This window comes from Trinickia sp. (assembly GCF_036503415.1).
Classification (GTDB): Bacteria; Pseudomonadota; Gammaproteobacteria; order Burkholderiales; family Burkholderiaceae; genus Trinickia.
Genome location: NZ_DASXWY010000167.1, coordinates 21,981 through 48,293 on the forward strand (window position 1 = coordinate 21,981; position 26,313 = coordinate 48,293).

21 protein-coding genes and 1 pseudogene are annotated in these 26,313 nt (G+C 65.2%); 9 read left to right on the top strand and 13 right to left on the bottom strand.

The features are described from left to right. Positions 1-19: 19 nt before the first annotated feature. Positions 20-454, top strand: coding sequence for a universal stress protein (locus VGL01_RS20915; protein WP_331572731.1), 435 nt, complete (start codon positions 20-22; stop codon positions 452-454). Positions 455-550: 96 nt separating this feature from the next. Here the strand turns inward: VGL01_RS20915 and aceA are convergent, their stop codons facing one another. The 3 genes from aceA to VGL01_RS20930 all read right to left on the bottom strand — a co-directional run bounded on the left by aceA (position 551) and on the right by VGL01_RS20930 (position 4,459). After that, positions 551-1,858, bottom strand: coding sequence for an isocitrate lyase (aceA, locus tag VGL01_RS20920; RefSeq protein WP_331572733.1), 1,308 nt, complete (start codon positions 1,856-1,858; stop codon positions 551-553). Between the two features lie 411 nt (positions 1,859-2,269). Next, positions 2,270-3,814 (bottom strand): DEAD/DEAH box helicase, encoded by a 1,545-nt coding sequence (locus tag VGL01_RS20925; protein ID WP_331572735.1) that lies wholly within the window; start codon positions 3,812-3,814, stop codon positions 2,270-2,272. 375 nt (positions 3,815-4,189) lie between these two features. Further along, positions 4,190-4,459, bottom strand: a complete 270-nt coding sequence (locus tag VGL01_RS20930; RefSeq protein ID WP_331572737.1) for an acyl-CoA-binding protein — start codon at positions 4,457-4,459, stop codon at positions 4,190-4,192. A 173-nt stretch (positions 4,460-4,632) separates the two neighbouring features. Between VGL01_RS20930 and tsaB the strand changes: the two genes are divergently transcribed. The 4 genes and pseudogenes from tsaB (at position 4,633) to VGL01_RS20950 (ending at position 7,640) form a co-directional block, all read left to right on the top strand. After that, positions 4,633-5,397 (top strand): tRNA (adenosine(37)-N6)-threonylcarbamoyltransferase complex dimerization subunit type 1 TsaB, encoded by a 765-nt coding sequence (gene tsaB / locus VGL01_RS20935; RefSeq protein WP_331572739.1) that lies wholly within the window; start codon positions 4,633-4,635, stop codon positions 5,395-5,397. Next, positions 5,394-5,888 carry a ribosomal protein S18-alanine N-acetyltransferase gene (gene rimI, locus VGL01_RS20940; RefSeq protein WP_331572741.1) on the top strand — a complete coding sequence of 165 codons (495 nt, stop codon included), beginning with the start codon at positions 5,394-5,396 and terminating at the stop codon, positions 5,886-5,888. Before tsaB ends, rimI begins: the two co-directional genes overlap by 4 nt. A gap of 175 nt (positions 5,889-6,063) precedes the next feature. Beyond that, positions 6,064-6,645 (top strand): annotated as a pseudogene (locus VGL01_RS20945) (uracil-DNA glycosylase); the annotation flags it as partial. Then, the gene (locus VGL01_RS20950) at positions 6,642-7,640 is read left to right on the top strand and encodes a DUF1853 family protein (protein ID WP_331572745.1); all 999 of its coding nucleotides are present in this window, start codon (positions 6,642-6,644) and stop codon (positions 7,638-7,640) included. The pseudogene VGL01_RS20945 and the gene VGL01_RS20950, both read left to right, overlap by 4 nt. Here VGL01_RS20950 and thiD read toward each other — a convergent pair. Next, complete coding sequence (gene thiD / locus VGL01_RS20955) at positions 7,625-8,431, bottom strand: bifunctional hydroxymethylpyrimidine kinase/phosphomethylpyrimidine kinase (RefSeq protein WP_331572746.1); 807 nt, start codon at positions 8,429-8,431, stop codon at positions 7,625-7,627. The genes VGL01_RS20950 and thiD overlap by 16 nt on opposite strands. Positions 8,432-8,468: 37 nt before the next feature. Then, positions 8,469-9,776 (bottom strand): lysophospholipid transporter LplT, encoded by a 1,308-nt coding sequence (gene lplT / locus VGL01_RS20960; protein WP_331572747.1) that lies wholly within the window; start codon positions 9,774-9,776, stop codon positions 8,469-8,471. A gap of 233 nt (positions 9,777-10,009) precedes the next feature. Between lplT and alr the strand changes: the two genes are divergently transcribed. Both alr and radA read left to right on the top strand, forming a co-directional pair. Continuing rightward, positions 10,010-11,080, top strand: a complete 1,071-nt coding sequence (gene alr, locus VGL01_RS20965; RefSeq protein ID WP_331572749.1) for an alanine racemase — start codon at positions 10,010-10,012, stop codon at positions 11,078-11,080. Between the two features lie 90 nt (positions 11,081-11,170). Continuing rightward, a complete protein-coding gene (gene radA, locus VGL01_RS20970) occupies positions 11,171-12,547 on the top strand; it encodes a DNA repair protein RadA (RefSeq protein WP_331572751.1) in 1,377 nt (458 codons plus the stop codon). 65 nt (positions 12,548-12,612) lie between these two features. On the opposite strand, the gene VGL01_RS20975 is transcribed toward radA, so the two are convergent. Both VGL01_RS20975 and VGL01_RS20980 read right to left on the bottom strand, forming a co-directional pair. Then, positions 12,613-13,665 (bottom strand): CaiB/BaiF CoA-transferase family protein, encoded by a 1,053-nt coding sequence (locus tag VGL01_RS20975; protein ID WP_331572753.1) that lies wholly within the window; start codon positions 13,663-13,665, stop codon positions 12,613-12,615. Between the two features lie 37 nt (positions 13,666-13,702). Then, complete coding sequence (locus tag VGL01_RS20980; RefSeq protein ID WP_331572755.1) at positions 13,703-15,661, bottom strand: ATP-binding cassette domain-containing protein; 1,959 nt, start codon at positions 15,659-15,661, stop codon at positions 13,703-13,705. 126 nt (positions 15,662-15,787) lie between these two features. On the opposite strand from VGL01_RS20980, the gene VGL01_RS20985 reads away from it, so the two are divergent. Further along, entirely contained in the window at positions 15,788-16,267 is a 480-nt protein-coding gene (locus VGL01_RS20985) for a glutathione peroxidase (RefSeq protein WP_331572757.1), read from the top strand. Positions 16,268-16,299: 32 nt separating this feature from the next. Here the strand turns inward: VGL01_RS20985 and cls are convergent, their stop codons facing one another. The 6 genes from cls to dapC all read right to left on the bottom strand — a co-directional run bounded on the left by cls (position 16,300) and on the right by dapC (position 22,507). Beyond that, positions 16,300-17,751, bottom strand: coding sequence for a cardiolipin synthase (gene cls / locus VGL01_RS20990; protein ID WP_331572759.1), 1,452 nt, complete (start codon positions 17,749-17,751; stop codon positions 16,300-16,302). Between the two features lie 91 nt (positions 17,752-17,842). Next, a complete protein-coding gene (gene prmB / locus VGL01_RS20995; RefSeq protein WP_331572761.1) occupies positions 17,843-18,730 on the bottom strand; it encodes a 50S ribosomal protein L3 N(5)-glutamine methyltransferase in 888 nt (295 codons plus the stop codon). A gap of 20 nt (positions 18,731-18,750) precedes the next feature. Beyond that, entirely contained in the window at positions 18,751-19,890 is a 1,140-nt protein-coding gene (gene dapE, locus VGL01_RS21000; RefSeq protein WP_331572763.1) for a succinyl-diaminopimelate desuccinylase, read from the bottom strand. Between the two features lie 123 nt (positions 19,891-20,013). Then, positions 20,014-20,376: an ArsC family reductase gene (locus VGL01_RS21005; protein WP_331572765.1), complete on the bottom strand. Its 363-nt coding sequence runs from the start codon at positions 20,374-20,376 to the stop codon at positions 20,014-20,016. After that, complete coding sequence (gene dapD / locus VGL01_RS21010; protein ID WP_331572767.1) at positions 20,376-21,203, bottom strand: 2,3,4,5-tetrahydropyridine-2,6-dicarboxylate N-succinyltransferase; 828 nt, start codon at positions 21,201-21,203, stop codon at positions 20,376-20,378. The genes VGL01_RS21005 and dapD overlap by 1 nt, the downstream gene beginning before the upstream one ends. A 98-nt stretch (positions 21,204-21,301) precedes the next feature. After that, positions 21,302-22,507, bottom strand: a complete 1,206-nt coding sequence (gene dapC, locus VGL01_RS21015; protein ID WP_414720316.1) for a succinyldiaminopimelate transaminase — start codon at positions 22,505-22,507, stop codon at positions 21,302-21,304. Positions 22,508-22,792: 285 nt separating this feature from the next. Between dapC and smc the strand changes: the two genes are divergently transcribed. Next, positions 22,793-26,311, top strand: a complete 3,519-nt coding sequence (smc, locus tag VGL01_RS21020) for a chromosome segregation protein SMC (protein ID WP_331572769.1) — start codon at positions 22,793-22,795, stop codon at positions 26,309-26,311. Positions 26,312-26,313: the final 2 nt, after the last annotated feature.

Here is a 26,313-nt window from a genome sequence, read left to right on the forward strand (position 1 = left end):
GCCAGTACTGGAGAGGGCCATGTTCAAGCACATCCTGGTTCCGACCGACGGTTCGGACTTGTCGCAAAAAGCGATCGACGGGGCGATCGATCTTGCGCGAACGGTCGGTGCGCGGGTGACTGCCTACACCTGCTTGCCGCAGTACCCGTATTCGCCCTACGCCGAGGTGGTGATCGAGCCGCCCGAAGACTTTCAGTCCCGCAGCGAGCGCGAAGCGCGCGTGCTTCTGCACGAGATCGAAGCGGCTGCCGAGCGCGTCGGAGTGAGCTGCAGGAGCGAGACGAGCGCGCATCCTTCGCCGTATCTCGGGATCATCGATGCGGCCGAACGCGGCGGCTGCGACGTCATTTTCATGGCGTCGCATGGGCGCCGTGGGCTGGGCAGTCTCCTGATCGGTAGCGAGACGCAGCGCGTGCTCACGCACACCACGATTCCCGTGATCGTCTATCGCTGAGCCGGCGTCCGGCGACGCGTCGGCGTTGCCGGGCCAGAGGTTCGGCTGCGCCGGGCGGTTGGGCCGCGGCGCAGCGACCGCACTTGCCGACCTGCTTTAAGCGACCTTCTTGCTATCGAAGAACTGTTCGTCTTCGGTCGAGCCGTGCAACGCCGTCGTCGACGCGTCGCTTTCGACCGTTTGCGTGACGGCATCGAAGTAGCCGGTGCCGACTTCGCGCTGATGCTTGACCGCCGTAAAGCCCTTCTCGGCTGCTTCGAATTCGGCTTGCTGCAACTCGACGAAGGCACTCATCTGCGTGCGGGCATAGCCGTGCGCGAGGTGGAACATCGAGTAATTCAGCGCATGGAAGCCGGCGAGCGTGATGAACTGGAACTTGTAGCCCATCGCACCCAGTTCCTTCTGGAACTTGGCAATCGTCGCGTCGTCGAGATTCTTCTTCCAGTTGAACGACGGGGAGCAGTTGTACGACAGCAGCTTGTCGGGGAAGACCTTGTGGATCGCTTCGGCGAATTTCTTGGCGTATTCGAGGTCCGGCTTGCCGGTCTCGCACCAGATCATATCGGCGTAGGGCGCATAGGCCAGGCCGCGCGACACGGCTTGCGCCAGGCCCGGCTTCGTCCTGTAAAAGCCCTCCACAGTCCGCTCGCCGGTCAGAAACGGGCGGTCGTTTTCGTCGATATCCGAGGTCACGAGATCCGCCGCTTCGGCGTCGGTGCGCGCGATGAGAACGGTCGGCACGCCGCATACGTCGGCCGCGAGCCGCGCCGCGGTCAGCTTGGCAATGTTTTCGCGCGTCGGCACGAGCACTTTGCCGCCCATGTGGCCGCATTTCTTGACCGAAGCGAGCTGGTCCTCGAAATGCACGCCGGCGGCGCCCGCCTCGATCATGGCTTTCATGAGCTCGAATGCGTTGAGCACGCCGCCGAAGCCGGCTTCGGCATCCGCAACGATCGGCGCGAAGAAATCGATATAGCCTTCATCGCCGGGATTCTTGCCCTCGGACCATTGGATCTGGTCTGCGCGCGACAACGTATTGTTGATGCGCTTCACGACGAGCGGCACCGAATTGGCGGGGTAGAGCGACTGATCGGGATACATCTCGCCGGCAACGTTCGCGTCGCCAGCCACCTGCCAGCCCGACAGATAAATGGCTCTCAGGCCGGCTTTGACCTGCTGCATGGCTTGATTGCCCGTCAGCGCGCCGAGCGCATTGACGAACGGTTCGGTATTGACGCCCTTCCAGAGCTTTTCGGCTCCCACGCGGGCGAGCGTATGTTCCGCTTGCAGGGAGCCGCGCAGACGGACGACATCTTCGGCGGTATAGCTGCGCTTGATGCCTTTCCAGCGTGCGTCCGTTTCCCACTGGCGTTGAAGTTCCTGAGCCTGCTGCTGACGTGACATGGTGTGCTCCTGGTTGCGTATGAGGGAAAAACCGATTCATCTGCCGCGTGCCACCGACGTGACGAAGTCTTATATAAGAGTCTAGGCAAACCCAAAACTTAGCAACAGCCATGCTACCCGCTTTTTTAGACAAAAATTCTATTTAGTTATCAACTAGTTATGACGATATATCACAATGTGAAAGATGGTTTTCTATGCTGCAACGACTGACGTTGTGCCACGCAGCACGGTTTTTTACGACGCAAAAAAATTTTCCGCATTGTGAAATGCTGTTCGATCTCCGCGTTGGATGCCTGCCTGTGCTGAAGGCCCGACTCAGTCGGCAAAAAAAAACCGGTGTCCATGGACACCGGTCTTGAAGGAACCCGCTTTGCGGGGCCGTCGGCCTCGCAAAGCGCGATACATCAGTCGTTAGCTGCTGCGGCGTGCGCCACCGCGTGCCGAATCGCCACGCCGACCCTGATAGCCGTCGCGCGAACCGCCGCCGTTGGGACGGCCGCCGGCGGGGGCGCCACGGCCTTCGCCGTGGCTGTACGAGCCGCTGCCGCTGCGCGCACCGCCGTTTGCGTTCGAGCCGAACCGGCGAGGAGCGCTGCTGCTGCCAGGCCGGCCGCGGCCACCGAAACCGCCGCGATTATTCGTCGGCGGTGCCTTGCGCGGCTCGAAGCCTACGACCACATTGACGGGCAGCGTCGTACGCACGAACCGCTCGATGCGCTTGAGCGCACCGAATTCGGCGTGATTGACGAGGCTGACGGCCGTGCCGGTCCGTCCGGCCCGGCCGGTACGGCCGATCCGGTGCACGTAGTCTTCCGCGAACTTCGGCAGGTCGTAGTTGAACACGTGCGTGACGCCGGGGATATCGATGCCGCGCGCAGCCACATCGGTCGCGACGAGCACGCGCACACGGCGCTCGCGCAGCGCGCGGATCGTGCGATTGCGGGCGCCTTGCGGCAGATCGCCATGCAGCGCCGCCGAAGCGAAGCCTGCATCGGCGAGACGGCCGGCCAGCTGGTCGGCTTCGCTTTTCGTTGCGGTGAAGACGATCGCTTGGTCGAGCGCCGTGTCGCGCAGCAAATGCTCGAGCAGGCGGTCTTTGTGGTCGCGGTCGTCGACGTAGTGAATCGCTTGCGAGATGTTGTCGCGCGATTCGGGGCGATGCTCGATTTCGATGCGCTCGGGGTTGCGCAGCAGCCGGTTCGTCAGCGAGCCGATCTTGCCGTCGAGCGTAGCGGAGAAGAACATCGTCTGGCGCGTGGCCGGCGTGGCCGCGACGATCGTTTCGATATCCTCGATGAAGCCCATGTCGAGCATGCGGTCCGCTTCATCGATCACGAGGATTTGCAGCAGCGACAAATCGATGCGGCCGCGCTCGAGGTGATCGAGCAAACGTCCCGGCGTGGCAACGAGAATCTCGGGGTTTTTCGCCAGCAGCGTCAACTGCTGACCGTAGGCGACGCCGCCCAGAATGCTGACCGTACGCAGACGCCGCAGGTGCTTGCCGTACGTCGATGCGGCCGTCGTCACCTGCATGGCCAGCTCACGCGTCGGAGTCAGCACGAGCAGGCTCGGCTGTGCCACGGGCGGGCCGCGGCGCGGGCGGCGGTCGCCCGCTGCCTCGCGCGGCTCGGCGGTTTTCGTCTTTTGCAACTGAGCGAAACGCTCGATCGCCGGCAGCATGAACGCCGCCGTCTTGCCCGAACCGGTCGGGCTCGAGACGAGCAGGTCACGCCCGGCGATGGCGGCGGGGATCGCGCGTTCTTGCACCGGGGTGGGCTTGACGTAGCCCGCGGCCATCAGCGCCGAAACGATCTCGGACGACAGACCGAGCGCGGCGAAGCCGGAACCGGCCGTCTCGACGGAGTCGGCGGCGGGTGCGGCGGGCGCGGTATCGATGTCGAGACCGAGTGCTTGATCGGCGATGGCGGTCATGGGAGAGGTGAAGCTCGAGGTCATGAGAATCCTTAACAACTGTGGGAAGGAACGTCGGCGCCAATCGGCATCACCCAAGTCGTCGGATTCAGCATGCAATACTTCAGCGAGCAAATCGAAAAACGGGGGCAGCCCGCAAGTTACGGCGAGCTTTTCGTTAGAAGCTGTATCGAGTGCGGGATGCCGGTGTGGCATCGCCGCCAGCCTGATCGAGGCGGCCCGCAGGGGCCTGGGCAGGAGGGGACAGTTTCTAAACTGGATTGGAGCAAAACGCTACGCAGCGCTGCACCGCGGGAAAGGCCGAAAACACCTTTGGCACATTTGTGTGGCGAAGCGCAGGCCGCAGTATAAGGGTTTTTGCTGCGCTGCGCCACCCACGACGCCAAAAACTGGCGGTTGCTACGATGCCGTGCCGTTTTTGAGCGACTCGACCAGCTCGACATACTGTTGCTTCGCCTGGTCCTGCGCGGTTCCTTTCAGTGAAGCCCACGCGTCGTGTTTGTACTTGCCGACGATATCGGCGAAACCGGGTTTTTCGCCTTGCACGTCGCCCTCCGTGGCCTGCTTGAAAAGCGCGTAAAGGCGCAGCAGCGTCATGTTGCCCGGTTTCTCCGGTAGCGCCTTGACGTCCGTCTGTGCCTGCTCGAAGCGCGCATCGAGTGTGCTCATTGGATTCTCCCTGTGGAGCGATTGGGCGGCCGATCATAGCAAGCTCCGTCTCCGAAAACATCGAGCAAACCTTCCAAACGCTTGGGCCGCACAGGTCGGGCCGCACAGGTGGGGCCGTGCGGGCTGCCGGTTTGCGATCCGGAACCGACGGGCGCCGCATTACAATAGCGGCCATGACCCGAACCGTTCTGCTTGCTCTCGATACCTCGACCGAATATTGCTCGGTGGCGCTGCTCGACGCCGACGCCCGCACCGGCCAGCCGCCCGCCGCGGCGCCGCGCGTGCTGGCTCGGCATGAGAAAACGGGCGCGGTCTCCAGCGCGCGCGTGCTGCCCGCCGTGAAGGAGTTGTTCGACGAAGCCGGTTTGGCGTTGCGCGATTGCAATGCGATCGCCTTTGGCGCCGGCCCCGGTTCGTTCACGGGGCTACGCACCGCGGCAGGCGTCGCGCAAGGCCTGGCCTTCGGTCTCGCGCTACCGGTGGTCCCCGTGAGCACGCTGCTCGCCTGCGCCGAAAGCGCGCGTTTGCGCGACCCCGCGGCCACGCGAGTGCTCGCCGTGCTCGATGCGCGCATGGGCGAGGTCTACTGGGCCGATTACGCGTGGAGCGCGGATGCCGCCGAATGGCACATCGTTTCGGCACCCGCCCTCGGCGATCCCGGCGCGCTCGCCATTCCTTCGGAGCCGTTCACGCTGGCCGGCAATGCGGCGGCCGCGTTCGGGGACCGGCTCGCCGCGGCTGGCGCTGCGCGGACAGTGGACGGCGAAGCGGTGCCGCATGCCGTGCCGCTCGCGCATGCGGCGTGGCGAGCCTATCGCGCCGGGCGTGTCGTGTCGGCCGAGCAGGCCGCCCCCGAGTACATTCGCGACAAGGTGGCTCAAACGAGCGCCGAACGCGAAGCGGTCCGCGCGGTGCGCGAGGAGGGGCGCGGGCAATGAGTGGCGTGTTGCTGGCCGATCGGTATATCTCGCCGATGACCGATGCCGATCTCGACGAGGTGGCTTATGTCGAGCGCGAAGCCTACGAGTTCCCCTGGTCACGCGGCAATTTCGAAGACTCGCTGCGCAATGGTTACTTCGGCGTTTGCATGCGCCACGTCACCGGCACGCTCATCGGGTACTGCGTGCTGATGCCTGTCGTCGACGAAATGCACCTGCTCAATTTATGCGTCGCGCCGCAGGCGCAGCGCACGGGCGCGGGCCTCGCGTTGTTGCGCGAAGCTGCGCGTCTCACGCGCAGCAAGGGCCTGACGGGCCTGCTGCTCGAGGTCCGGCCGTCCAACGTCCGGGCCGTGAAGCTGTACGAACGCTTCGGCTTCTCGACGATCGGGCGCCGCAAGCACTACTATCCGGCGCGGCATCGCGGCCGCGAGGACGCACTCGTCATGCGATTCACATTTCCGAAGGAGGATGCGCATGGCGCTCGATGAAGCCGCGCTGGACATGCTGGGGCTTGCACCGCTTTGGGCTCGGCGCGGCGGTGGCACGGCGTCGCGTGCCGAGCCCCCCGACCCACCCGAGCACGAAGCCGATGCGTTGCTCGAAGCATTCGGCGAAGTTGCGGTGCAACCGTCTCAGCCGGCGCCGACGGTCGATCGCGCCGATGTCGCGGCGCTCGACTGGGAGGCGCTCGAAGCCCGCGTGGCCGGCTGCGAGCAGTGCCGCCTGTGCGAGAAACGCACGCGCACCGTGTTCGGGGTCGGCGATCGCGAGGCCGATTGGATGCTGATCGGCGAGGCGCCGGGCGAAAACGAGGACAAGCAAGGCGAACCGTTCGTCGGCCAGGCCGGCAAGCTGCTCGACAGCATGCTGCGCGCGCTGGCGCTCGCGCGCGGCGAGAACGTCTATATCGCCAACGTCGTCAAATGCCGCCCGCCCGGCAACCGCAATCCGGAGCCCGACGAGGTGGCGCGCTGCGAACCGTACCTCCAGCGACAAGTCGCGCTCCTCAAGCCAAAACTGATCGTCGCGCTGGGGCGCGTCGCGGCGCAAAACCTGTTGAAGACGGATGCGAGCATTTCGTCGCTGCGCCAACGCGTGCACCGTTACGAGGGCGTGCCCGTCGTCGTCACCTATCACCCCGCTTATCTGCTGCGCAGTCTGCCGGACAAGGCGAAAGCGTGGGCTGACCTATGTCTCGCGGACGACACCTATCGGCAAGCGCTTTCCGAACGGGCGGGTGAATGAGCGCGTTCGAGCCGGCAGCCGAGGCGGCCGCGCTCGATGCGTTGCTCGAGCGGCTCCATGAGCCGTCCGTCCGGGATCTCGCATGGCTGCTTTTGAGCCCGTCGCTTTTGCGGCCGCAGCCACCGCTCGGCATGCTTGCCGAGCCTTTCGACAGTCCGGCCGACGCGGCGGCGAGTGTCGCGTGGCTCCTGACGCTCGAGCGCGACCCGGCGCCGCTGCGCGAGTGCCTTGCCGCATCGCGATTCACCCGGTTGGGCCGCTACGCAGAATGCCTGCTCGCGTTTTTCCTCGAGCACGGCCCTTCGCTGAGGCTCGTTGCGGCCAACGTGGCGTTGCGCCGGGCAGGCCGCACGCTCGGCGAATGCGATTTTCTGATCCGGACACCGGACGGACTCCGTCTGCATTGGGAGCTCGCGGTCAAATGCTATTTGCATGCGGGCGTCACCGATGCCTCGCTGGCCGACTACGTGGGCCCGAGCTTGCAAGACCGCTTCGATCTGAAGCTCGCGCATCTCGTCGAGCACCAACTGCCGCTTTCCGCGCGCGACGAGTTCGCGTCGCTCGGTCATGCAGGCCCGTGGGACGCGCGGATGTTCGTGAAAGGCTGGCTTTTCTATCGATGGAACGAAGCGTCGGGCGGGCTCGAACTGCCGCCGATGCCGGCGGCGATCGATCCGCGGCACGCGCGGGGGTTCTGGCTCGAGCGCACGGCGTTGCCGCGTTTTGCCGCGGGCCGTGCCGACGCCTGGGCCGTGCTACCGCGCCTTGCGTGGCTCGCCCCCCGATCCGAGCGTGCGGTGCAAGCGGGGGAATTCGTGTCGGCCGATGCGCTCGCCGCGCGCCTGGCCTCGCAGAGCGGACCGACGATGGTGGCCGCCTTCAGCCGTTGCGCCTCGGGTGACCCTTGGATCGAGCAGGCGCGCGGCTTCGTCGTCCCGGACGGCTGGCCGCGGGCGGCGGCAGTCTTCGCCCGGCAGTCCTACCACCAGCGATAAAAGTGATGGAGCGGGCCGGTACCGGTACCCACGTCGAGTCGTACGCTTTCGCGCATCGCATCGAGCAAATAGGCCTTGGCACCGGCGATTGCGTCGCCGAGATCGCTATGCCGCGGCATCAGCGCGGCGATGGCGGAGGAGAGCGTGCAGCCTGTGCCGTGCGTATTCGGTACTGTCAGCCGCGCCGCGCCGAAACGCCTCGTGTTCGTGGCTTCGACGAGCCAATCCGGGCTTTGGGCACCGCCCAGGTGACCGCCCTTCATCAATACGGCTTGGGCGCCCAGCGCCCGCAGCGCCTGCGCCTGATCGAGCATGGCCGCCTCGTCGGTGGCCTCGGGGCCGCCGAGGAGCGCCGCCGCTTCGGGCAGATTGGGCGTCACGAGGCTTGCGATCGGTACGAGCTCGTCGCGCATGGCGGCCACGGCGTCGGGGGCGAGAAGAGGGTGCCGGCTCGATGAAAGAATGACGGTGTCGAGTACGACGAACTGCGGTCGGTACTGGCGCAGCGCACCGGCTACGGCGCGCACGATATCGATGTTGGCAAGCATGCCGATCTTGACCGCATCGATGCGAATGTCGCTGAAAACCGCATCGAGTTGGGCGCCGACGAATGCCGCGTCGGGCGCATGCACGGCGAAGACGCCGCGCGTGTTCTGGGCGGTCAGCGCCGTGACGACGCTCGCGCCGTAGGCACCGAGCGCCGAGAACGTCTTGAGGTCGGCCTGGATTCCCGCGCCGCCGCCCGAGTCGGAGCCGGCGATCGAAAGGACGTTCGGTATGGCATGCGACATGGCGACTCCCCGGCCCGGTGCCGGCTTCGTGCTCGACTCAGTGTTTGACTTCGCCGATCAGCGCGACTGCATCGAAAGCGCGCTGATTGGCTTGGTGGCGCCGCATGACCACCCACATCATCAGACAGACGAACGTACCGAACAGCACGATCACGATCGATACCGGCACGTCGAGCCAGACGAGCACCGCATAAAGGCAGAGCATGATCAGCACGGACAGATTCTCGTTGAAATTCTGCACGGCGATCGAATGTCCCGCGGAAAGCAGCACGTGCCCACGATGCTGGAGCAGCGCATTCATCGGCACGACGAAAAAGCCCGACAGGGCGCCGACGACCATCAGGAACAAGTAAGCAATGATCAGATAGCCGGGCACATGCACGCGCCCGAAGTAAAGGCCCCAGTTCGCGGGAATCAGATGGCGGGTGTAAAAGGCCATGAGCATGACGGCGATGCCCATGAGCACGCCGACGGGCAGTACGGTAAGCGACTTCTTGAGCGGCACTTTGGCTGCGGCTGCCATTGCGCCGAAGGCTACCCCGAGGGCGACGACGGCCTGCAGAATCGCGCCTTCGGACAGCGACATGCCGAGCGAGACTTCGGCCCATTTCAGCACGATGAACTGAAGCGTCGCGCCCGCGCCCCAGAACAGCGTCGTGACCGCCAGCGAGATCTGGCCGAGCTTGTCGCGCCACAGTGTCAGGAAGCACTCGGCGAAATCGGTGACGAGCTTGATCGGACCGTGTTCCTGCCGCGGATACCGTGCGCCGGTATCGGGGATGCGCAGGTTGAAGAGCGCCGCAATGAAGTAGATGCCGACGATGACGAGCATCGCGGCTTCGGCCGGCGTGGCGACGAACGGAATATGGTGCCGAAGGATGTGCACGGCGATATGGGGGCTGATGAGCGCGCCCCCGAGCACGGTACCGAGGATGATCGATGCGACCGTGGTCCCTTCGATCCACCCGTTTGCCGCGACGAGCCGCTCGGGCGGCAGCAGTTCGGTGAGGATGCCGTATTTGGCGGGCGAATAGGCCGCCGCGCCGAACCCGACGATGCCGTAGGCGAGCAGCGGATGCGCTCCGACCATCATGACGATGCAGCCGACGATCTTGATCGTGTTGGTGACGAACATGACGCGCCCTTTGGGGCGGGAATCGGCAAACGCACCGACGAACGCTGCAAGCACCACATACGAGAGGACGAAAAACAGCTTGAGCAGCGGCGTCATCCAGTTCTGGGCATGCAGGTCTTTGAGCAGAGCGATGGCGGCAATCAGAAGGGCACTATCGGCCAGCGACGAAAAAAACTGCGCGGCCATGATGGAATAAAAACCTTTTTTCATCAGATGCGATGCTGTCCTCGTTGTGCCTTGTCCTGGCTCCTCGCGAGCGACGCGTTTGGGCCTATGCCGTTCGAAATGGGTTGTGCGCACGGCTTTATATCACGAAAATAGGTGCCTTCGGACGGCTGCTCGCGTTGCCCAGGCGGCGCCAGCGGCCGTTCACCCGCGCGAAAGGAGCGCCACGAGCGCCCGATAGCGCCTGCTTGCGCCCTTAAGTTCTTACGAAAACACCCATGCCGCGCCCGCTTCTCGCCACGATCCATACCGCCGCCCTGGCCAACAACCTCGCTGTCGCCCGCCGCCACGCGCCGAACTCCAAGGTCTGGGCAGTCGTCAAAGCCAATGCCTATGGCCACGGATTGGCCCGTGCGTTCCCGGGCCTGCGGGCAACCGACGGTTTCGGTCTGCTCGACCTCGAAGAGGCGGCCAAGTTGCGCGAGCTCGGCTGGGCCGGTCCGATTCTCCTGCTTGAGGGTTTTTTCCGGCCTACCGACATCGACGTGATCGACCGGTACAGCCTCACGACGACGGTGCACTGCGACGAGCAGTTGCGCATGCTCGAAATGGCGAGGCTCTCGAAGCCCGTCAACATTCAACTCAAGATGAATACGGGGATGAACCGGCTCGGGTATACGCCCGAGAAGTTCCGGGCCGCCTGGGAACGGGCGCGCGCGTGCCCCGGAGTCGGTCAGATCGCGTTGATGACGCATTTTGCCGATGCGGACGGCAAGCGCGGCGTCGACGAGCAACTCGCGGCATTCGAACGCGGTGCCGAAGGAATCGCGGGCGCGCGCAGTCTTGCGAACTCGGCCGCCACGCTCTGGCACCCTGGCGCGCATTTCGACTGGGTGCGCCCCGGCATCATCCTTTACGGCGCATCGCCCTCGGGCGTCACCGCCGCGATCGAAGGCACCGGCCTGCAGCCGGCCATGACGCTCGCCTCGGAGCTGATCGCCGTCCAAACGCTGAGCGCCGGGCAGACCGTCGGCTACGGCTCGGCGTTCTCGGCCCCGGGCCCGATGCGCATCGGGGTCGTGGCTTGCGGCTACGCCGACGGCTACCCGCGCTGTGCGCCCGACGGCACGCCGATCGTGGTCGACGGCATTCGCACGCGCGTGATCGGACGTGTTTCGATGGATATGCTGACGGTCGATCTCACGCCGTGCCCGGCGGCCAATGTCGGCTCGCGCGTGGAGCTCTGGGGCGCGCAGGTGCCGATCGACGATGTCGCGCGCGCCTGCGGCACGATCGGCTACGAGCTCATGTGCGCTGTGGCGCAACGCGTGCCCGTGCGCGCGGAATAGCTTCGCACCTGTTGCGTTGTACCCGTCGACCACCATTGAAACCATCTAGAACGGCAGAACCGGCACCGCCGGATAGCGGACCCATAGCGCGTGGCAAAACAAAAAACGACGTATAGCTGTACCGAGTGCGGCGGACAATCTCCCAAGTGGCAAGGGCAGTGCCCGGCCTGCGGAGCATGGAACACGCTCGTCGAGACGGTCGCACCGGCCGCCGGCGCGCATCGCTTCCAATCGCTCGCGAAAACCGCCCCCGTGCAACGGCTCGCCGATATCGAAGCGGCCGACGTGCCGCGATTTTCCACCGGCATCGGGGAGTTCGACCGCGTGCTGGGGGGCGGCTTCGTCGCAGGTGCGGTTGTGTTGATCGGCGGCGATCCCGGCATTGGCAAATCGACGCTGCTCCTGCAGTCGCTCGCCGCGCTGGCCGAAGAGCGCCGCGCACTCTATATCAGCGGCGAGGAATCGGCGGCCCAGATCGGCTTGCGTGCGCAGCGGCTGGCGCTTGTGGAGCCAGGCTCGAAGGCGGCCGAGCTGAGGCTGCTCGCCGAGATTCAGCTGGAAAAGATCCAGGCGGCGATCGAGGCGGAGCGGCCCGATGTCGCCGTCGTCGATTCGATTCAAACGATCTATTCCGACGCGCTGAGCTCGGCTCCGGGCTCCGTCGCCCAGGTGCGCGAGTGTGCGGCACAGCTCACGCGGCTCGCCAAGCAATCGGGGACGACCGTCGTCATGGTCGGCCACGTGACGAAGGAGGGCAGTCTTGCCGGCCCGCGCGTGCTGGAGCATATCGTCGACACGGTGCTTTACTTCGAAGGCGATACGCATTCGTCGTTCAGGCTCGTGCGTGCGTTCAAGAACCGTTTTGGCGCCGTCAACGAACTCGGCGTTTTTGCGATGACGGAACGCGGGCTGCGCGGCGTGGCGAATCCCTCGGCGCTTTTTCTCTCGCAGCACGAGCAGATCGTACCGGGCTCGTGCGTGCTCGTGACGCAAGAGGGGTCGCGGCCACTACTGGTCGAAGTTCAGGCGCTCGTCGATACGGCGCATGTGCCGAACCCGCGCCGTCTGGCCGTCGGGCTCGAGCAAAACCGGCTCGCGATGCTGCTTGCCGTGCTGCATCGGCATGCCGGCATCGCCTGTTTCGATCAGGATGTGTTCCTCAACGCGGTGGGCGGCGTGAAGATCGCGGAGCCGGCCGCGGATCTGGCTGTCTTGCTTGCGATCCACTCGTCGATGCGCAACAAGCCGCTGCCGAAAGGGCTGATCGTGTTTGGCGAAGTCGGTCTGGCCGGTGAAATCCGGCCGTCGCCGCGGGGCCAGGAACGGCTCAAGGAAGCGGCCAAGCTCGGTTTCACGGCGGCGCTGATTCCGAAGGCGAATGCGCCGAAGCAGACGATCGAGGGATTGCAGGTATTGGCCGTCGAGCGAATCGACGAGGCGATCGGCCGCGTCAAGGAGCTGGAGTAGCCGCTAGCTGCATAGCGCCCTGCGCAGCGAGCGCATATAGCAGGCGCGGGCGCGCGAAGTACGCGCTACGAGTCCGCGTCCGTTGTCGTGAACAACAGGTGCTGGCGCGCTTCATCGACGGTCAATACGGGGCTCACACAGCAATCGAGCGGCTCGAGCAATGCGAGCCAGGCCGCAAGCGGCTGGCTGGCGATGCGCGCGGCCAGCTCGTGCGTCAGCGATGCAGCGTCGGCGCCGCCCGCCGCCTGACCGAGGCACCAGTGGCGACTCGTCCAATCCTCGCGCCCCAATGCGCGGCACAGCTTCTCCCAGAATTTGAGTTCCAGCGCGCCGATGGCCAGCCAGCGTCCGTCCGCCGTCTTGTAGACGTTGTAGCAAGGCGCGCCGCCGTTCATCAGTCCGTGTCCGGCGGCGAGCTCCGCCGATGCGGCGTGCTGCCCGCCGGCATTCTCGAGTGTGGCGTGGGCCACGACGTTGCAGGCGCGGATGGCATGCGTCATCGATATGTCGAGAAACGAGCCGCCGCCTCCCTGTGTGACCTGCCATAGCGCGGCAAGAATCTGGGTGAGCGCCGTCGATGCGCCGCCGAGAATATCGGCGATCTGAATGTTGGGAATGACGGGCGTGCCGTCCGCCCCTCGGATTTGATCGAGGACACCGGCGTAAGCCAGATAGTTGATGTCGTGTCCGGGCCGATGCGCAAAGGGCCCATTTGCACCATAGCCGGTGATCGCGCAGTAGACCAGTTTGGGATTGATTTTGGCGAGGCTTGCGTAATCGAGCCCCAGGCGGGCCATCACGCCGGGCCGGAAGCTCTCGACGAGTACGTGCGATTCGCGTACGAGCGCGCGCAACACCGTGCGGCCCGTCTCGCTCTTCAGGTCCAGCCGCGTTTCACGCTTGCCGCGATTGACGAGCCGGTAAAACGCGCTCGGCCGGCCCGCGGACCGGTCCGCCGCGCTTTGCAGCATCGCCCGCGCGCCGTCGCCGGCTCCGGGCTCTTCGATCTTGAGTACGTCGGCGCCGAGCTCCGCCAGCCGCAAGGTGGCGAGCGGTCCGGGCAGCAAACGGGTAAGGTCCAGCACGCGCAGACCTCGCAACGGGGCAGTCAAGAGCACACCTCCTCTCGGTCGAATGAGCGCCCGCGCCCGGGCGCTAGCCTATCTGTTCGAGTTCCTCCTGCGCTTCGAGCCACTGAGCTTCGAGCGTCTCCAGGCGCGATTGGACATCGGCTTGCTGCCTGAGCGTCTCGGTCAGCCGGGCCTTCATGGCGGGCTCATAGCTGGCCGCATCCGCGACGAACGCGTCTAGCGCTGCCTTTTGCGTGTTCAATGTTTCCATCTCTTTCTCGATTCTGGCAATCCTCGTTTGCAACGGCTTTTTCAGTTGCGCGAGTTTCTGTCGAACCTGCGCCTCCTGGCGGCGCTGATCTTTGCGGTTGGCCGCGCCGGCCGTGAGGCCATCCACCGCGTCGCCAGCCTCGGCATGCGCCGCTCGGGCCGCGCTGCGCGCTTGCGCGGCGTGTTCGAGGAGCCAGTCGCGATAGTCGTCGAGATCGCCATCGAACGGCTCGACACGGTGATGCGCGACGAGCATGAACTGATCGGTGCTCGCTCGCAGCAGATGCCGGTCGTGCGAAACGAGGATCAGCGTCCCTTCGAACTGCGCAAGCGCCATGGTCAATGCGTGCCGTGTTTCGAGATCGAGGTGATTCGTCGGCTCGTCGAGCAACAGCAGATTCGGTTTTTGCCAGATGATGAGCGCCAGCGCGAGCCGCGCCTTTTCGCCGCCCGAGAACGGTGCAATGGGCGCGCTCGCCATGTCGCCGGAAAAGTTGAAGCCGCCCAGGAAGTCGCGCAGCACTTGTTCGCGGGCATCGGGAGCGATGCGCGCCAGATGGGCGAGCGGCGAATCGTCGGGCCGCAGCGTTTCGAGCTGGTGCTGGGCGAAGTAGCCGATCACGAGCCCGCGGCCTTGATGCATCGAGCCCGCGAGCGGTTCGAGCGTGCCAGCCAGTGTCTTGACGAGCGTCGACTTGCCTTGGCCGTTCGCGCCCAGCAGCCCGATGCGCTGACCGTTCTGGATCGACAGCGTCACGCCTTCGAGGATCGGGATGTCGATATCGCCGCCATCGCCGCCATCGCCACGGTAACCGCACCGTACGTCCTCCATGACGAGCATCGGATTCGGCGCGGCATCGGGCTCGCGAAACTCGAACGTGAAAGGCGACGCCACGTGAGCCGGCGCGATGAGCTCCATTTTCTCGAGCGCCTTCATGCGGCTTTGCGCCTGCCGGGCCTTGGTGGCCTTGGCCTTGAAGCGATCGATGAAGCTTTGCAGATGGGCGACCGTTTTTTGCTGCTTCTCGTAGGCGCTTTGCTGCAACGCAAGCTGCTGCGCGCGAAGGATCTCGAACTGCGAGTAGTTGCCGCCGTAGCGCGTCACCCGCCGGTTCTCCAGATGCAGCGTGACGTTGCAGACCGAGTCCAGGAACTCGCGGTCATGCGAAATCACGATCAGTGTGCCGGGGTAGCGGTGCAGCCAGTCCTCGAGCCAGACGATCGCGTCGAGATCGAGGTGATTCGTCGGCTCGTCGAGCAGCAGCAAATCGGAGCGGCACATCAGTGCCTGCGCGAGGTTCAGCCGCATGCGCCAGCCGCCCGAAAAGCTCGCGACGCTTTCGCGCGTTTGCGCGAGCGTAAAGCCCAAGCCGAGCAGCAGCGCCTCGGCGCGGGCGGGCGCCGTATAGCCGTCCGCATCGGCGAAGGCTGCATGCTCGTGGGCGAGGGCCTCGCCGTCATGGGCGCGTTCGGCCGCGGCGATGCGCGCTTCGACCTCGCGCAAATCGGCGTCGCCGTCGAGCGTATATTCGAGGGCCGATTTCTGGGCGGCCGGTGTGTCTTGCGCCACATGCGCGATGCGCCAGGTAGGCGGCAGCGAAACATCGCCCGCGTCGGCATGCAGTTCGCCGCGCAAGACGGCAAAGAGCGTCGACTTGCCCGCGCCGTTCGCGCCGACGAGTCCGGCTTTCTCGCCCGGATTGAGGGCGAACGACGTGGCTTCGAAAAGGGGCTTGACGCCGCGCGAGAGGCTGAATTGGTTGAAACGGATCACGACGGAATTTGACGGCTCGAAAAACGCTATTTTAGACGGGGCTGCCGTGATCGGGCGCGCTCAGTTTGGCCCCGATATCGCATAGACTGCCGGTTCGTCGGGAACGATAACGCAGGAGAGGGCACGATGACATCGCTTTATGAATTTACCGCACGCGAACTCGGCGGCGAGCCGGTGAGCTTGGAACGCTACCGGGACAAGGTGCTGTTGATCGTCAACACGGCCAGCGAGTGCGGGTTCACGCCGCAGTATGCCGGCTTGCAACGCCTGCATGACCGTTATGCCGCGCGCGGCTTCGAAGTGCTGGGCTTTCCGTGCAATCAATTCGGCAAGCAGGAGCCCGGGGACGCGGCCCAGATTGGCACCTTTTGCGAGAAGCAGTACGGTGTTGCCTTTCCGATGTTCGAAAAAATAGATGTCAAGGGACCGAACGCGCATCCGCTGTACCGCTATCTGACGCGGCAGGCGCCAGGAGTGCTCGGCACGCGCTGGATCAAATGGAATTTCACGAAGTTTCTGGTCGATCGTAGCGGCCGCGTCGTCAAGCGCTATGCGCCGGCCACGAAGCCCGAAGAACTCGAGGGCGATATCGAGGCGTTGCTGTAAAGCGGCACCCTGCTTGCCCCTGCGCCGGTGCATCACAGAATCGGCGAAAAAAGCCGAGCCACATGCATCAGAATCCGCCGCCGCGCGGGTGCATCGTGGTATTCGCTGCGCTCGACTTGGTAGGACTGTTCGAAGTCGTCAAGCAACATGGCCTCGACTTCGCGGGCAAAGCCAGGATCGATCGTCAGCACCATGATTTCGAAATTGAGGCGAAACGAGCGATTGTCGAGATTTGCGCTACCGATCGCGGCGGCGATATCGTCGATCAGCACGACCTTCTGGTGAAGGAAGCCCGGCCGATACCTGAAAATGCGTACGCCCGCCCGCAGCAGATCGTAGGCATACAGCTTCGATGCCTCGAACACCACGTAGTGATCGCGGCGGCTCGGGATCAGGATCCTGACATCGACGCCGCGCATCACGGCGAGCCGCAACGCCGAGAACACCGCCTCGTCGGGAATCAGATAGGGCGACGTGATCCAGACGCGCGTCTGGGCGGCATTGATCGCCTCCACGAAAAACAGCGAGCCGGTTTCGAACTTGTCGGCGGGGCCCGGTGCGACGACGAGACAGTGCATGTCGCCCACCGCCTCGGGTTGCTCGGCTTGCGACGGCGGCAGTTGCGGCAGATCCTGCGTGGCCCAGTGCCAATCCTCGATGAACACGAACTGCACGCTCGCCACCACAGGCCCGCGCAACTCGATGTGCGTATCGCGCCAGGGCGAGAGGCGCGGATTGCCGCCGAGATACTCCACGCCGACGTTATGGCCGCCGACGAATGCGCGTTCGCCGTCCACCACGACGATCTTGCGGTGATTGCGAAAATTCAACTGGAAGCGGTTGACGAAGCGCCGGTTCGTCGCAAACGGATGGATGTCGATGCCGGCCGCGCGCAGCGCCAGGACATAGTGCTGCGGCAGATCGAACGAACCGATGCTGTCGTAGAGAAACGATACGCGAACGCCCGCGGCCGCTTTGGCGATGAGCAGATCCCTCAGCATTCTTCCGAGCGCGTCGTCGCGCACGATGAAAAACTGCACGAGCACGTAGCGCTGTGCGTGCTCGATGGCGTCGAGGATGGCGGCGAACGTCGCGTCGCCGTTGACGAGCGTGCGTGCGCTGTTGCCGGGCAGAAACGGCATGCCGCTCAGGCTTGCCAGCGAGCGCACGACATGGTGACCGAGCGCCTCGGCGGGCGCGCCGGCCGTCGAGGCGCTCGTATCCCAGGTCTGCGGGTGGGCGCGCGAGCGTACCAGCTCGTTCTCGACCCGGCGCGCGTCGACATAGCCGGCGAACTTGCTTCGTCCGAGAAAAAGATACGGAACGACCGTGAAATACGGCATCGCCACGAGCGAGACGGCCCAGGCGATGGCGCCTTGCGAGGTGCGCGTGTGCAAGATCGCATGGCAAGCGGCGACGGCGCCAAGCACGTGCGCCGCAAAGATGAGACTGCCGAGCGAAAGCCAGTTGAATTCGAAGTGCATGAGACAGCCTGTTCCGTCCGCGATGACACGCGCATCGCCCGTGCGCATCTTACCGAAACGCGGGCGGAAGAGGGTGAGGCCGAAGCGTGCCTCAGGGTGCCGGCAAATCGTTCGCCGAAAGGAGGAACACGCTGTCTTCGCCTGCGCTCGTCGGCAGCCAGACGAGATCGAGCCCGCCGAATGCCGCTTCGACATGTGCGCGCTCGTTGCCGATCTCGACGATGAGCACACCTTCTTCGGTCAGCCAGTTGCGCGCCTCCCCGACGATGCGGCGCACGATATCCATGCCGTCGTTGCCGCCGGCAAGCGCGAGGGCCGGCTCGTGGCGATACTCGGCCGGCAGCTCCGCCATCGATGCGCTGTTCACGTAGGGCGGGTTGGCAATGATGACGTCGTAGCGGCGTTCGGGCAACGGCGCGAAAAGGTCGCCTTCGAACAGCGCAATGCGGTCCTCGAGCCCGTACTCCGTCACGTTGAGCGCGGCGACTTCGAGCGCCGGCGCGGAGATGTCGACCGCATCCACGTCGGCATTCGGAAACGCGTGGGCGGCGAGGATGGCGAGCGATGCGGAACCGGTACAGAGTTCGAGCACCGCGCCGACTTCGTCGGGGTCCGCGACGTAGGGCTGCAGGCCGTCTTCGAGCAACTCGCCGATGAATGAACGCGGCACGATGACGCGTTCGTCGACGTAAAAGCGCCGGCCGTGCATCCAGGCTTCGTGCGTGATGTAGGCAGCGGGCAGCCGTTCGTCGGCGCGGCGAGCGATCACGGCGAGCACTTCTTCGATCTCGCTGGCGAGCAGCCGGGCGTCGAAAAACGGTTCGAGCGTATCGAGCGGCAGGTGCAGCGTATGCAGGATCAGGTACGCAGCCTCGTCGTAGGCGTTGTCGCTGCCATGGCCGTAAGCAAGCCCCGAGGCATTGAAGCGCGAGACCGCATAACGGAGCAGGTCGCGAACGGTGATGAACGGCGTCGTCATTGCTGCAGCTCCTTCGCGCATCAGGCGATCAGCGCTTCAAGCACGCGCCGATAGATGTTTTTGAGGGGCTCGATGAAAGCGAGCTCGATGTGTTCGTCGATCTTGTGAATGCTGCCGTTCGGCGGGCCGAACTCCACGATCTGCTTGCAGATTCGCGCGATGAAGCGTCCGTCCGAGGTGCCCCCTGTCGTCGAAAGCTCGGCGCTCACGCCGGTCTCCTGCCCGATGGCCGCGACGACCGCGTTCGACAGCTCGCCGCGCGGCGTGAGAAACGGCAACCCGCTGACGGTCCAGTCGAGTTCGTAATCGAGGCCGTGTTTATCGAGGATGGCATGCACGCGCTGTTGCAGCCCCTCGACCGTGCTCGCGGTCGAGAAGCGGAAGTTGAACGTCAACTCGGCCCGCCCCGGAATCACGTTGCTCGCGCCGGTGCCGCTGTGCAGATTCGAGACCTGCCAGGTCGTGGGGGGGAAGTATTCGTTGCCGGCGTCCCAGTGTTCGGCAACCAATTCCGTCAGCGCGGGCGCCAGGAGATGAACCGGATTCTTTGCGAGATGCGGATAGGCGATATGGCCTTGCACCCCTTTGACCGTGAGCTTGCCCGACATCGAGCCGCGCCGGCCGTTCTTGACGACGTCGCCGAGTGTCGCGTCCGACGTGGGTTCGCCGACGATGCAGTAATCGAGCGTCTCGCCGCGTGCTTTGAGCGCCTCGACGACTTTCACCGTACCGTACGTGGCGGGCCCTTCCTCGTCGCTCGTGATCAAAAAGGCGATCGAGCCGCCGTGATCGGGGTGAGCGGCGACGAACTCCTCGGTCGCGACGACGAAGCCCGCGATCGATGTCTTCATGTCAGCCGCGCCACGGCCGTAAAGCTTGCCGTCCCGCTGCGTGGGGACGAACGGCGGCGAACTCCATTGTTCGAGCGGGCCCGTCGGCACGACATCGGTATGGCCGGCGAACGCGAGCAGCTTTCCGCCTGCGCCGCTGCGGCCGCGCTTGACGGCCCACAAGTTCGTGACACCGTGCGCTTCGATCGTCTCGCACGTGAAGCCGACGGCTTGCAGGCGTTCGATCAGCAACTGCTGGCAATCCTGATCGTCGGGCGTGACGGATGCACGCGCGATCAGCTGTTCGGTAAGGGCGAGGGTGCCGGACATGGATTCGAATCCGTATCAACAAAAAATGCCGGCCGCACGGCGGCCGGCAGTTGCGTTCGAGGCGTTGTCCCGTGCGACGCACGCCGCGCCGGTGCGCGGCAGGCAGTGCACCGGGGCACCGGGCTACGCGAAAAGCGTTTCGTAGGCTTCGACGGAAAAGCCGAGCGTCTTCACGCGGCCGTCGACCACCACCACGGGGCGCTTGACGACGGAAGGCTTGTCGACCATGAGCGCAACGGCGCCGTCGCGCGTCTCGGCGGCCGCCTTGGCGGCATCCGGGAGGCCCCGCCACGTCGTGCCCCGGCGATTCAGCAGCAGTTCCAACGGTACGTCGGCGAGCCACGCGTTCACGAGCGAAGCGGTCAGCCCCGCCTTCTTGAAATCGTGAAACTCGAACGGCACGCCGCGCGCTTCGAGCCAGGTGCGCGCCTTCTTCACGGTATCGCAGTTGGGAATGCCGTAGACGACGGTATGCGCGGCCGACATCAATCGCCCCGCAGCAGCTCGTTGAGGCCCACTTTGGCACGCGTCTTGGCATCGACCTTCTTGACGATCACCGCGCAGTAAAGGCTATGCGACCCGTCCTTCGAGGGCAGATTGCCCGCGACGACGACCGAGCCCGGCGGCACGTAGCCGTAGCTGACTTCGCCCGTTTCGCGATCGTAGATCTTGGTGCTCTGGCCGAGGTACACACCCATCGAGATGACCGAATTCTCGCCGACGATCACACCCTCGACCACCTCCGAGCGCGCGCCGATGAAGCAGTTGTCTTCGATGATGACGGGATTGGCCTGCAGCGGTTCGAGCACGCCGCCGATCCCGACGCCGCCCGACAGATGCACGTTCTTGCCGATCTGCGCGCACGAGCCGACCGTGGCCCAGGTATCGACCATCGAGCCTTCGTCGACATAAGCACCGATGTTGGTGTAAGAAGGCATCAGCACGACGTTTTTCGCGATGAACGAACCGCGGCGCGCGATGGCGGGGGGCACGACGCGAAAGCCGCCCGCCGCGAAGTCTTCGGCCGTGTAATGGGCGAACTTCGAAGGCACCTTGTCGTAGAACTGCGAGTAGCCGCCTGCCGGCATCGGGGCATTGTCCTCGAGCCGGAACGACAACAGCACGGCCTTTTTCAGCCATTGGTTGACGACCCATTGACCGTCTTTCTTTTCGGCGACGCGCAGCGCGCCGCGATCGAGTTCGCCGATCGCATGTGCGACGGCTTCGCGCACTTCGGCCGGCGCGGCCTTCGGCGAGAGCTCGGCACGGTTGTCCCAGGCGGTGTCGATGATTTGCTGAAGTTGTTGCGACATGGTCTCGATTTGGCTAAGTGGATATCGGATGGGCAGTTCCGGCCCGGCTGAGCGGTGCGGCAATCAGGCGGCGGCGAGCCGCCGCGCGGGCGCGACCGCTACCGAGCGAGCGAACGGCAGAAATCGACAATGCGCCGGGCGCCTTCGACGCACTCGCTCTCGTTCGCGACGAGCGCCAGGCGGATGAAATCCCGGCCGGGGTTGACGCCATGCGCGGTGCGCGCGAGATACGAGCCCGGCAAAACGGTCACATTATAGTCGGCGTGAAGACGCCGGGCGAATTCGGTGTCCGAGAGCCCGGTGCGTGCGACGTTGGCCCAGAGGTAGAACGCGGCGTCGGGCAGCTTCACGTCGAGCACCTCGGCAAGCATCGGCGTGACCGCCGAAAATTTGCTCACGTATTTCGCGCGGTTTTCGCGCACGTGCGCTTCGTCGCTCCAGGCGGCAATGCTCGCGCTCTGGTAGACAGGCGAAAGCGCGGCGCCGTGATAGGTCCGATAGAGCAAGAAGCGTTGAAGCAATCGGGCATCGCCCGCCACGAAGCCCGAGCGCATGCCGGGCACGTTCGAGCGCTTCGACAGGCTCGACAGCATGACGAGACGCTCGAAGCCGCGGCCGAGCCGGTGAGCTGCCTCCAGGCTGCCGAGTGGCGGCTTGGCTTCGTCGAAATAGATCTCGGAGTAGCACTCGTCCGAGGCGATGACGAAACCGTGCTCGTCCGAGAGCGCGAACAGTTCGCGCCAATCGTCGAGCGTCAGCACCGCTCCGGTCGGATTGCCCGGCGAGCAGACATACAGCAACTGCGTGCGCGACCAGACGTCTCGCGGCACGGCGCGGTAGTCGCACGCGAAGTTGCGTGCCGGGTCGCTGTTCGCGAAGTACGGTTGCGCGCCGGCCAGCAGCGCCGCGCCCTCATAGATCTGATAAAACGGGTTGGGGCAGAGCACGACCGCATCCGGGCGCGAGCCGTCCACCACCGCTTGCGCAAGCGAAAAAAGCGCTTCGCGCGAACCCGACACGGGCAGCACTTCGGTTGCCGGATCGAGCGCGGGCAGACCATAGCGCCGGGAGGCCCAGCGCGCGATTGCCTCGCGCAGCGCGGGCGAGCCCGCCGTCGCTGGATAGTTCGACAGCGTATCGAGCGATGCCACGACAGCATCGGTGACGACCTTCGGCGTGGCGTGCTTGGGCTCGCCGATGCCGAAGCTGATGTGAGGCAGCGCGCTCGGCGGTGCCGAGTCCTTGAGCAGGGCGCGCAGCTTTTCGAACGGATAAGGCTGGAGGCTGTCGAGTCGAGGGTTCACGTTGGGCTTCGGCGTTGACGAAATCGAAAGCGGCTGTGCTCGCCCGCTACCATGCCGAATCCGGCGACGCCTACGGGGCCAAGCCCGCCAGCGCGCTCGAGGCTCGGCCGCGGTGCGGCGACGATCGAGAAGGCGGCCATTATAGCCGCCCTGGCTCGCCCCGTTGCGCTGCGTCGCTCGATGGGCCGGGACGCGATTGGGGCGATGGTATGATTGCCACTTGCCCGCGGGCCATGCGGCTGCGCGGTCCGTTCGACCTTCCCCTATTCAATCAGCGATATCGCCGTGCGTCTGACCTCGATCAAACTCGCTGGCTTCAAGTCCTTCGTCGATCCCACCCACTTCCAGGTCCCCGGCCAACTGGTCGGTGTCGTCGGGCCCAACGGTTGCGGAAAATCGAACATCATCGATGCCGTGCGCTGGGTGCTGGGCGAGTCGCGCGCCTCCGAGCTGCGCGGCGAGTCGATGCAGGACGTGATCTTCAACGGCTCGACTGCGCGCAAGCCCGGCAGCCGCGCGAGCGTCGAGCTCGTATTCGACAATGCCGACGGCCGCGCGGCCGGCCAATGGGGGCAGTACGCCGAAATCGCGGTGAAGCGCGTGCTTACGCGCGACGGCACGTCGAGCTACTACATCAACAACCTGCCCGCGCGCCGGCGCGACATTCAGGACATCTTCCTCGGCACCGGCCTGGGGCCGCGCGCCTACGCGATCATCGGGCAGGGCATGATCTCCCGGATCATCGAGGCCAAGCCCGAAGATCTGCGGGTCTTTCTCGAGGAAGCCGCCGGCGTGTCGAAGTACAAGGAGCGGCGCCGCGAGACGGAGAACCGCCTGCACGACACGCGCGAGAATCTGACGCGTGTGGAGGACATCGTCCGCGAACTGAGCGCCAACCTCGAAAAGCTCGAGGCGCAGGCGGTCGTCGCGACCGAGTTCAAGACGCTGCAGGCGCAAGGCGAGGAAAAACAGCGGCTGCTGTGGCTCTTGCGCAAGAACGAGGCCGCTGCCGAGCAGGCGCGGCAACAGCGCGCCATTTCCGAGGCGCAAATCGATCTCGAGGCGCAGACCGCGCGCCTGCGCGAAGTCGAAGCCGACCTGGAGACGTTGCGCGTCGCGCACTATGCCGCGAGCGACGCAATGCAGGGTGCGCAGGGCGCTCTGTACGAAGCGAATTCCGAGGTGAGCCGGCTCGAAGCGCAAATCAAGTTCATCGTCGAGTCGCGCAATCGCGTGCAGGCCCAGATCGCGGCGCTGACGGCGCAGCGCGAGCAATGGCAGGCGCAGGCCGAAAAGGCGCGCGGCGAGCTCGAGGATGCCGATGCACAGCTTGCCATCGCCGAAGAAAAGGCAGTGCTGGCCGAAGACGCGGCGGCGGCGAAGCACGATGCATTGCCGGCGCTCGAGGCGCAATGGCGCGATGCGCAGGCGCGGCTGAACGACGAGCGCGGCGAGATCGCCCAGACCGAACAGGCGCTCAAGCTCGAGGCAGCGCATCAGCGCAATGCCGATCAACAGTTGCAGCAGTTGCAACAGCGCCACGAGCGCCTCAAGGCGGAGGCGGGTGGCCTCGACGCGCCGGACGAGGTGCAGCTCGAGGAAGGGCGCATGCAGCTTGCCGAGCATGAGGAGATCCAACGCGATGCGCAGGCGCGTCTGGCCGAGGCCGAGGGCGCGCTGCCGGCGCTCGATGCGGCGCGGCGCGAGGCGCACGAGCGCACGCAAACGGAAACGGCGCGCATCCATCAGCTCGAAGCGCGGCTCGTCGCGCTCAAGCATTTGCAGGAAAACGTACAGACCGACGGCAAGATTCAGCCCTGGCTCGACAAACACGAACTGGGAGGTTTGCCGCGTCTGTGGAAGAAGCTGCATGTCGAAACGGGCTGGGAAACGGCGCTCGAGTCGGTGTTGCGCGAACGGCTCGCCGCGCTCGAGATCTCCAATCTCGACTGGGTCAAGGCGTTCGCGAGCGATGCGCCCCCGGCCAAGCTTGCGTTCTACGCGCCGCCTTCGGCTGGCGTGCCGCGCGAGCAGGCCCCGGGCCTGCGGCCGTTGCTCTCGCTCATGCGCATCGACGACGCGGGGCTGCGCGCGGTGCTGGCCGACTGGCTCGGTCATGTGTACGTCGCCGACGATCTGGGCTCGGCGCTCGCCCAGCGCACGCAGTTGCCGGAGGGTGCGGCTTTCGTCGTCAAGGCGGGGCACGTACTCACGCGTGTAGGCGTTCAGCTTTACGCGGCGGATTCCGAGCAGGCCGGCATGTTGGCCCGCGAGCAGGAGATCGAGAACCTCACACGCCAATTGCGCGCGCAGACTTTGTTGGCGGACGAGGCGAAGACCGCGGCGATTCGCGCCGATGCGGCGCACACCCAGGCGACGCAAGCGCTGGCCGATGCGCGCGCGCAGCTCGAGCGGGCGACCCAGCGCGTGCATGCGCTGCAGCTCGACGTGCTGAAGCTCACGCAAGCGCACGAGCGCTATACCCAGCGCAGCACGCAGATTCGCGAGGAACTGGACGAAATCGGCGCGCAGATCGAGGATCAGCGCGCGCAGCGCGCCGAATCCGAGGCGAACTTCGAGCGCCACGACGGCGAGCTTGCCGCGTTGCAGGCCCGTTTCGAGGACGATCAGCTCGCGTTCGAAGCACTCGACGAAACGCTGAGCGCGGCGCGCACGGAGGCCCGCGATCTCGACCGGGCGGCCACCGACGCGCGCTTCGCCGCGCGCAACATGGCCAATCGGATCGAGGAGCTCAAGCGCAGCATTCACATCGCGCAAGAACAGAGCGAACGCGTCGCGGCCTCGCTCGAGGATGCCCGCGCGGAACTGGAATCGATCAACGAGCAGACCGCGCATACGGGCCTCCAGGAAGCGCTCGCCGTGCGCGCCGAAAAGGAAGCCGCGCTCGGCGCCGCGCGCATCGAGCTCGACGACCTGACGGCGAAGCTGCGTCATGCCGACGAAATGCGGTTGACGACCGAGCGTTCGCTGCAGCCGCTGCGCGAGCGCATCACCGAACTGCAGTTGAAGGAGCAAGCGGCGCGCATCGCCGGCGAGCAGTTCGTCGAGCAACTCGCCGAGGCGGGTGTCGACGAAGCCGAGCTGCAGCAAAAGTTGACGCCGGATATGAAGCCGTCGTACCTGCAAGGGGAAGTGACGCGCATCAACAACGCGATCAATGCGTTGGGGCCCGTCAACATGGCGGCGCTCGACGAGCTGGCGGCCGCGACCGAGCGCAAGACGTTCCTCGACGCGCAATCGGCCGACCTGACGGCCGCCATCGATACGCTCGAAGACGCCATCCGCAAGATCGACCAGGAGACCCGTACGCTGCTGCAAGGCACGTTCGACGAAGTCAACCGGCATTTCGGCGAGCTCTTCCCGCGTCTTTTCGGCGGCGGGCAGGCGAAGCTCATCATGACGGGCGACGAGATTCTCGATGCGGGCGTGCAGGTGATGGCCCAGCCGCCCGGCAAGAAAAATTCGACCATCCACTTGCTGTCGGGCGGCGAGAAGGCGCTGACGGCCACGGCGCTCGTCTTCGCGATGTTCCAGCTCAATCCCGCGCCGTTCTGCCTGCTCGACGAGGTCGATGCGCCGCTCGACGACGCAAACACGGAACGCTTTGCCAATCTCGTGCGCGCCATGTCCGAAAAGACGCAGTTCCTCTTCATTTCGCACAACAAGATCGCGATGGAGATGGCGCAGCAACTGATCGGCGTGACGATGCAGGAGCAGGGTGTCTCGCGCATCGTGGCGGTCGACATGGAAACCGCGGCCGGTTTCGCACAGAATACGGCTTGAAC

Bases quoted from the DNA above. Each gene is read 5' to 3' on its own strand.
- VGL01_RS20950 (WP_331572745.1), top strand. From the start codon at position 6,642: ATGAGCGCGTTCGAGCCGGCAGCCGAGGCGGCCGCGCTCGATGCGTTG.
- VGL01_RS20925 (WP_331572735.1), bottom strand. From the start codon at position 3,814: ATGACCTCGAGCTTCACCTCTCCCATGACCGCCATCGCCGATCAAGCA.
- VGL01_RS20915 (WP_331572731.1), top strand. From the start codon at position 20: ATGTTCAAGCACATCCTGGTTCCGACCGACGGTTCGGACTTGTCGCAA.
- lplT (WP_331572747.1), bottom strand. From the start codon at position 9,776: ATGAAAAAAGGTTTTTATTCCATCATGGCCGCGCAGTTTTTTTCGTCG.
- alr (WP_331572749.1), top strand. From the start codon at position 10,010: ATGCCGCGCCCGCTTCTCGCCACGATCCATACCGCCGCCCTGGCCAAC.
- tsaB (WP_331572739.1), top strand. From the start codon at position 4,633: ATGACCCGAACCGTTCTGCTTGCTCTCGATACCTCGACCGAATATTGC.
- dapE (WP_331572763.1), bottom strand. From the start codon at position 19,890: ATGTCCGGCACCCTCGCCCTTACCGAACAGCTGATCGCGCGTGCATCC.
- aceA (WP_331572733.1), bottom strand. From the start codon at position 1,858: ATGTCACGTCAGCAGCAGGCTCAGGAACTTCAACGCCAGTGGGAAACG.
- VGL01_RS20985 (WP_331572757.1), top strand. From the start codon at position 15,788: ATGACATCGCTTTATGAATTTACCGCACGCGAACTCGGCGGCGAGCCG.
- thiD (WP_331572746.1), bottom strand. From the start codon at position 8,431: ATGTCGCATGCCATACCGAACGTCCTTTCGATCGCCGGCTCCGACTCG.
- rimI (WP_331572741.1), top strand. From the start codon at position 5,394: ATGAGTGGCGTGTTGCTGGCCGATCGGTATATCTCGCCGATGACCGAT.
- dapD (WP_331572767.1), bottom strand. From the start codon at position 21,203: ATGTCGCAACAACTTCAGCAAATCATCGACACCGCCTGGGACAACCGT.
- prmB (WP_331572761.1), bottom strand. From the start codon at position 18,730: ATGACGACGCCGTTCATCACCGTTCGCGACCTGCTCCGTTATGCGGTC.
- cls (WP_331572759.1), bottom strand. From the start codon at position 17,751: ATGCACTTCGAATTCAACTGGCTTTCGCTCGGCAGTCTCATCTTTGCG.
- VGL01_RS21005 (WP_331572765.1), bottom strand. From the start codon at position 20,376: ATGTCGGCCGCGCATACCGTCGTCTACGGCATTCCCAACTGCGATACC.
- VGL01_RS20930 (WP_331572737.1), bottom strand. From the start codon at position 4,459: ATGAGCACACTCGATGCGCGCTTCGAGCAGGCACAGACGGACGTCAAG.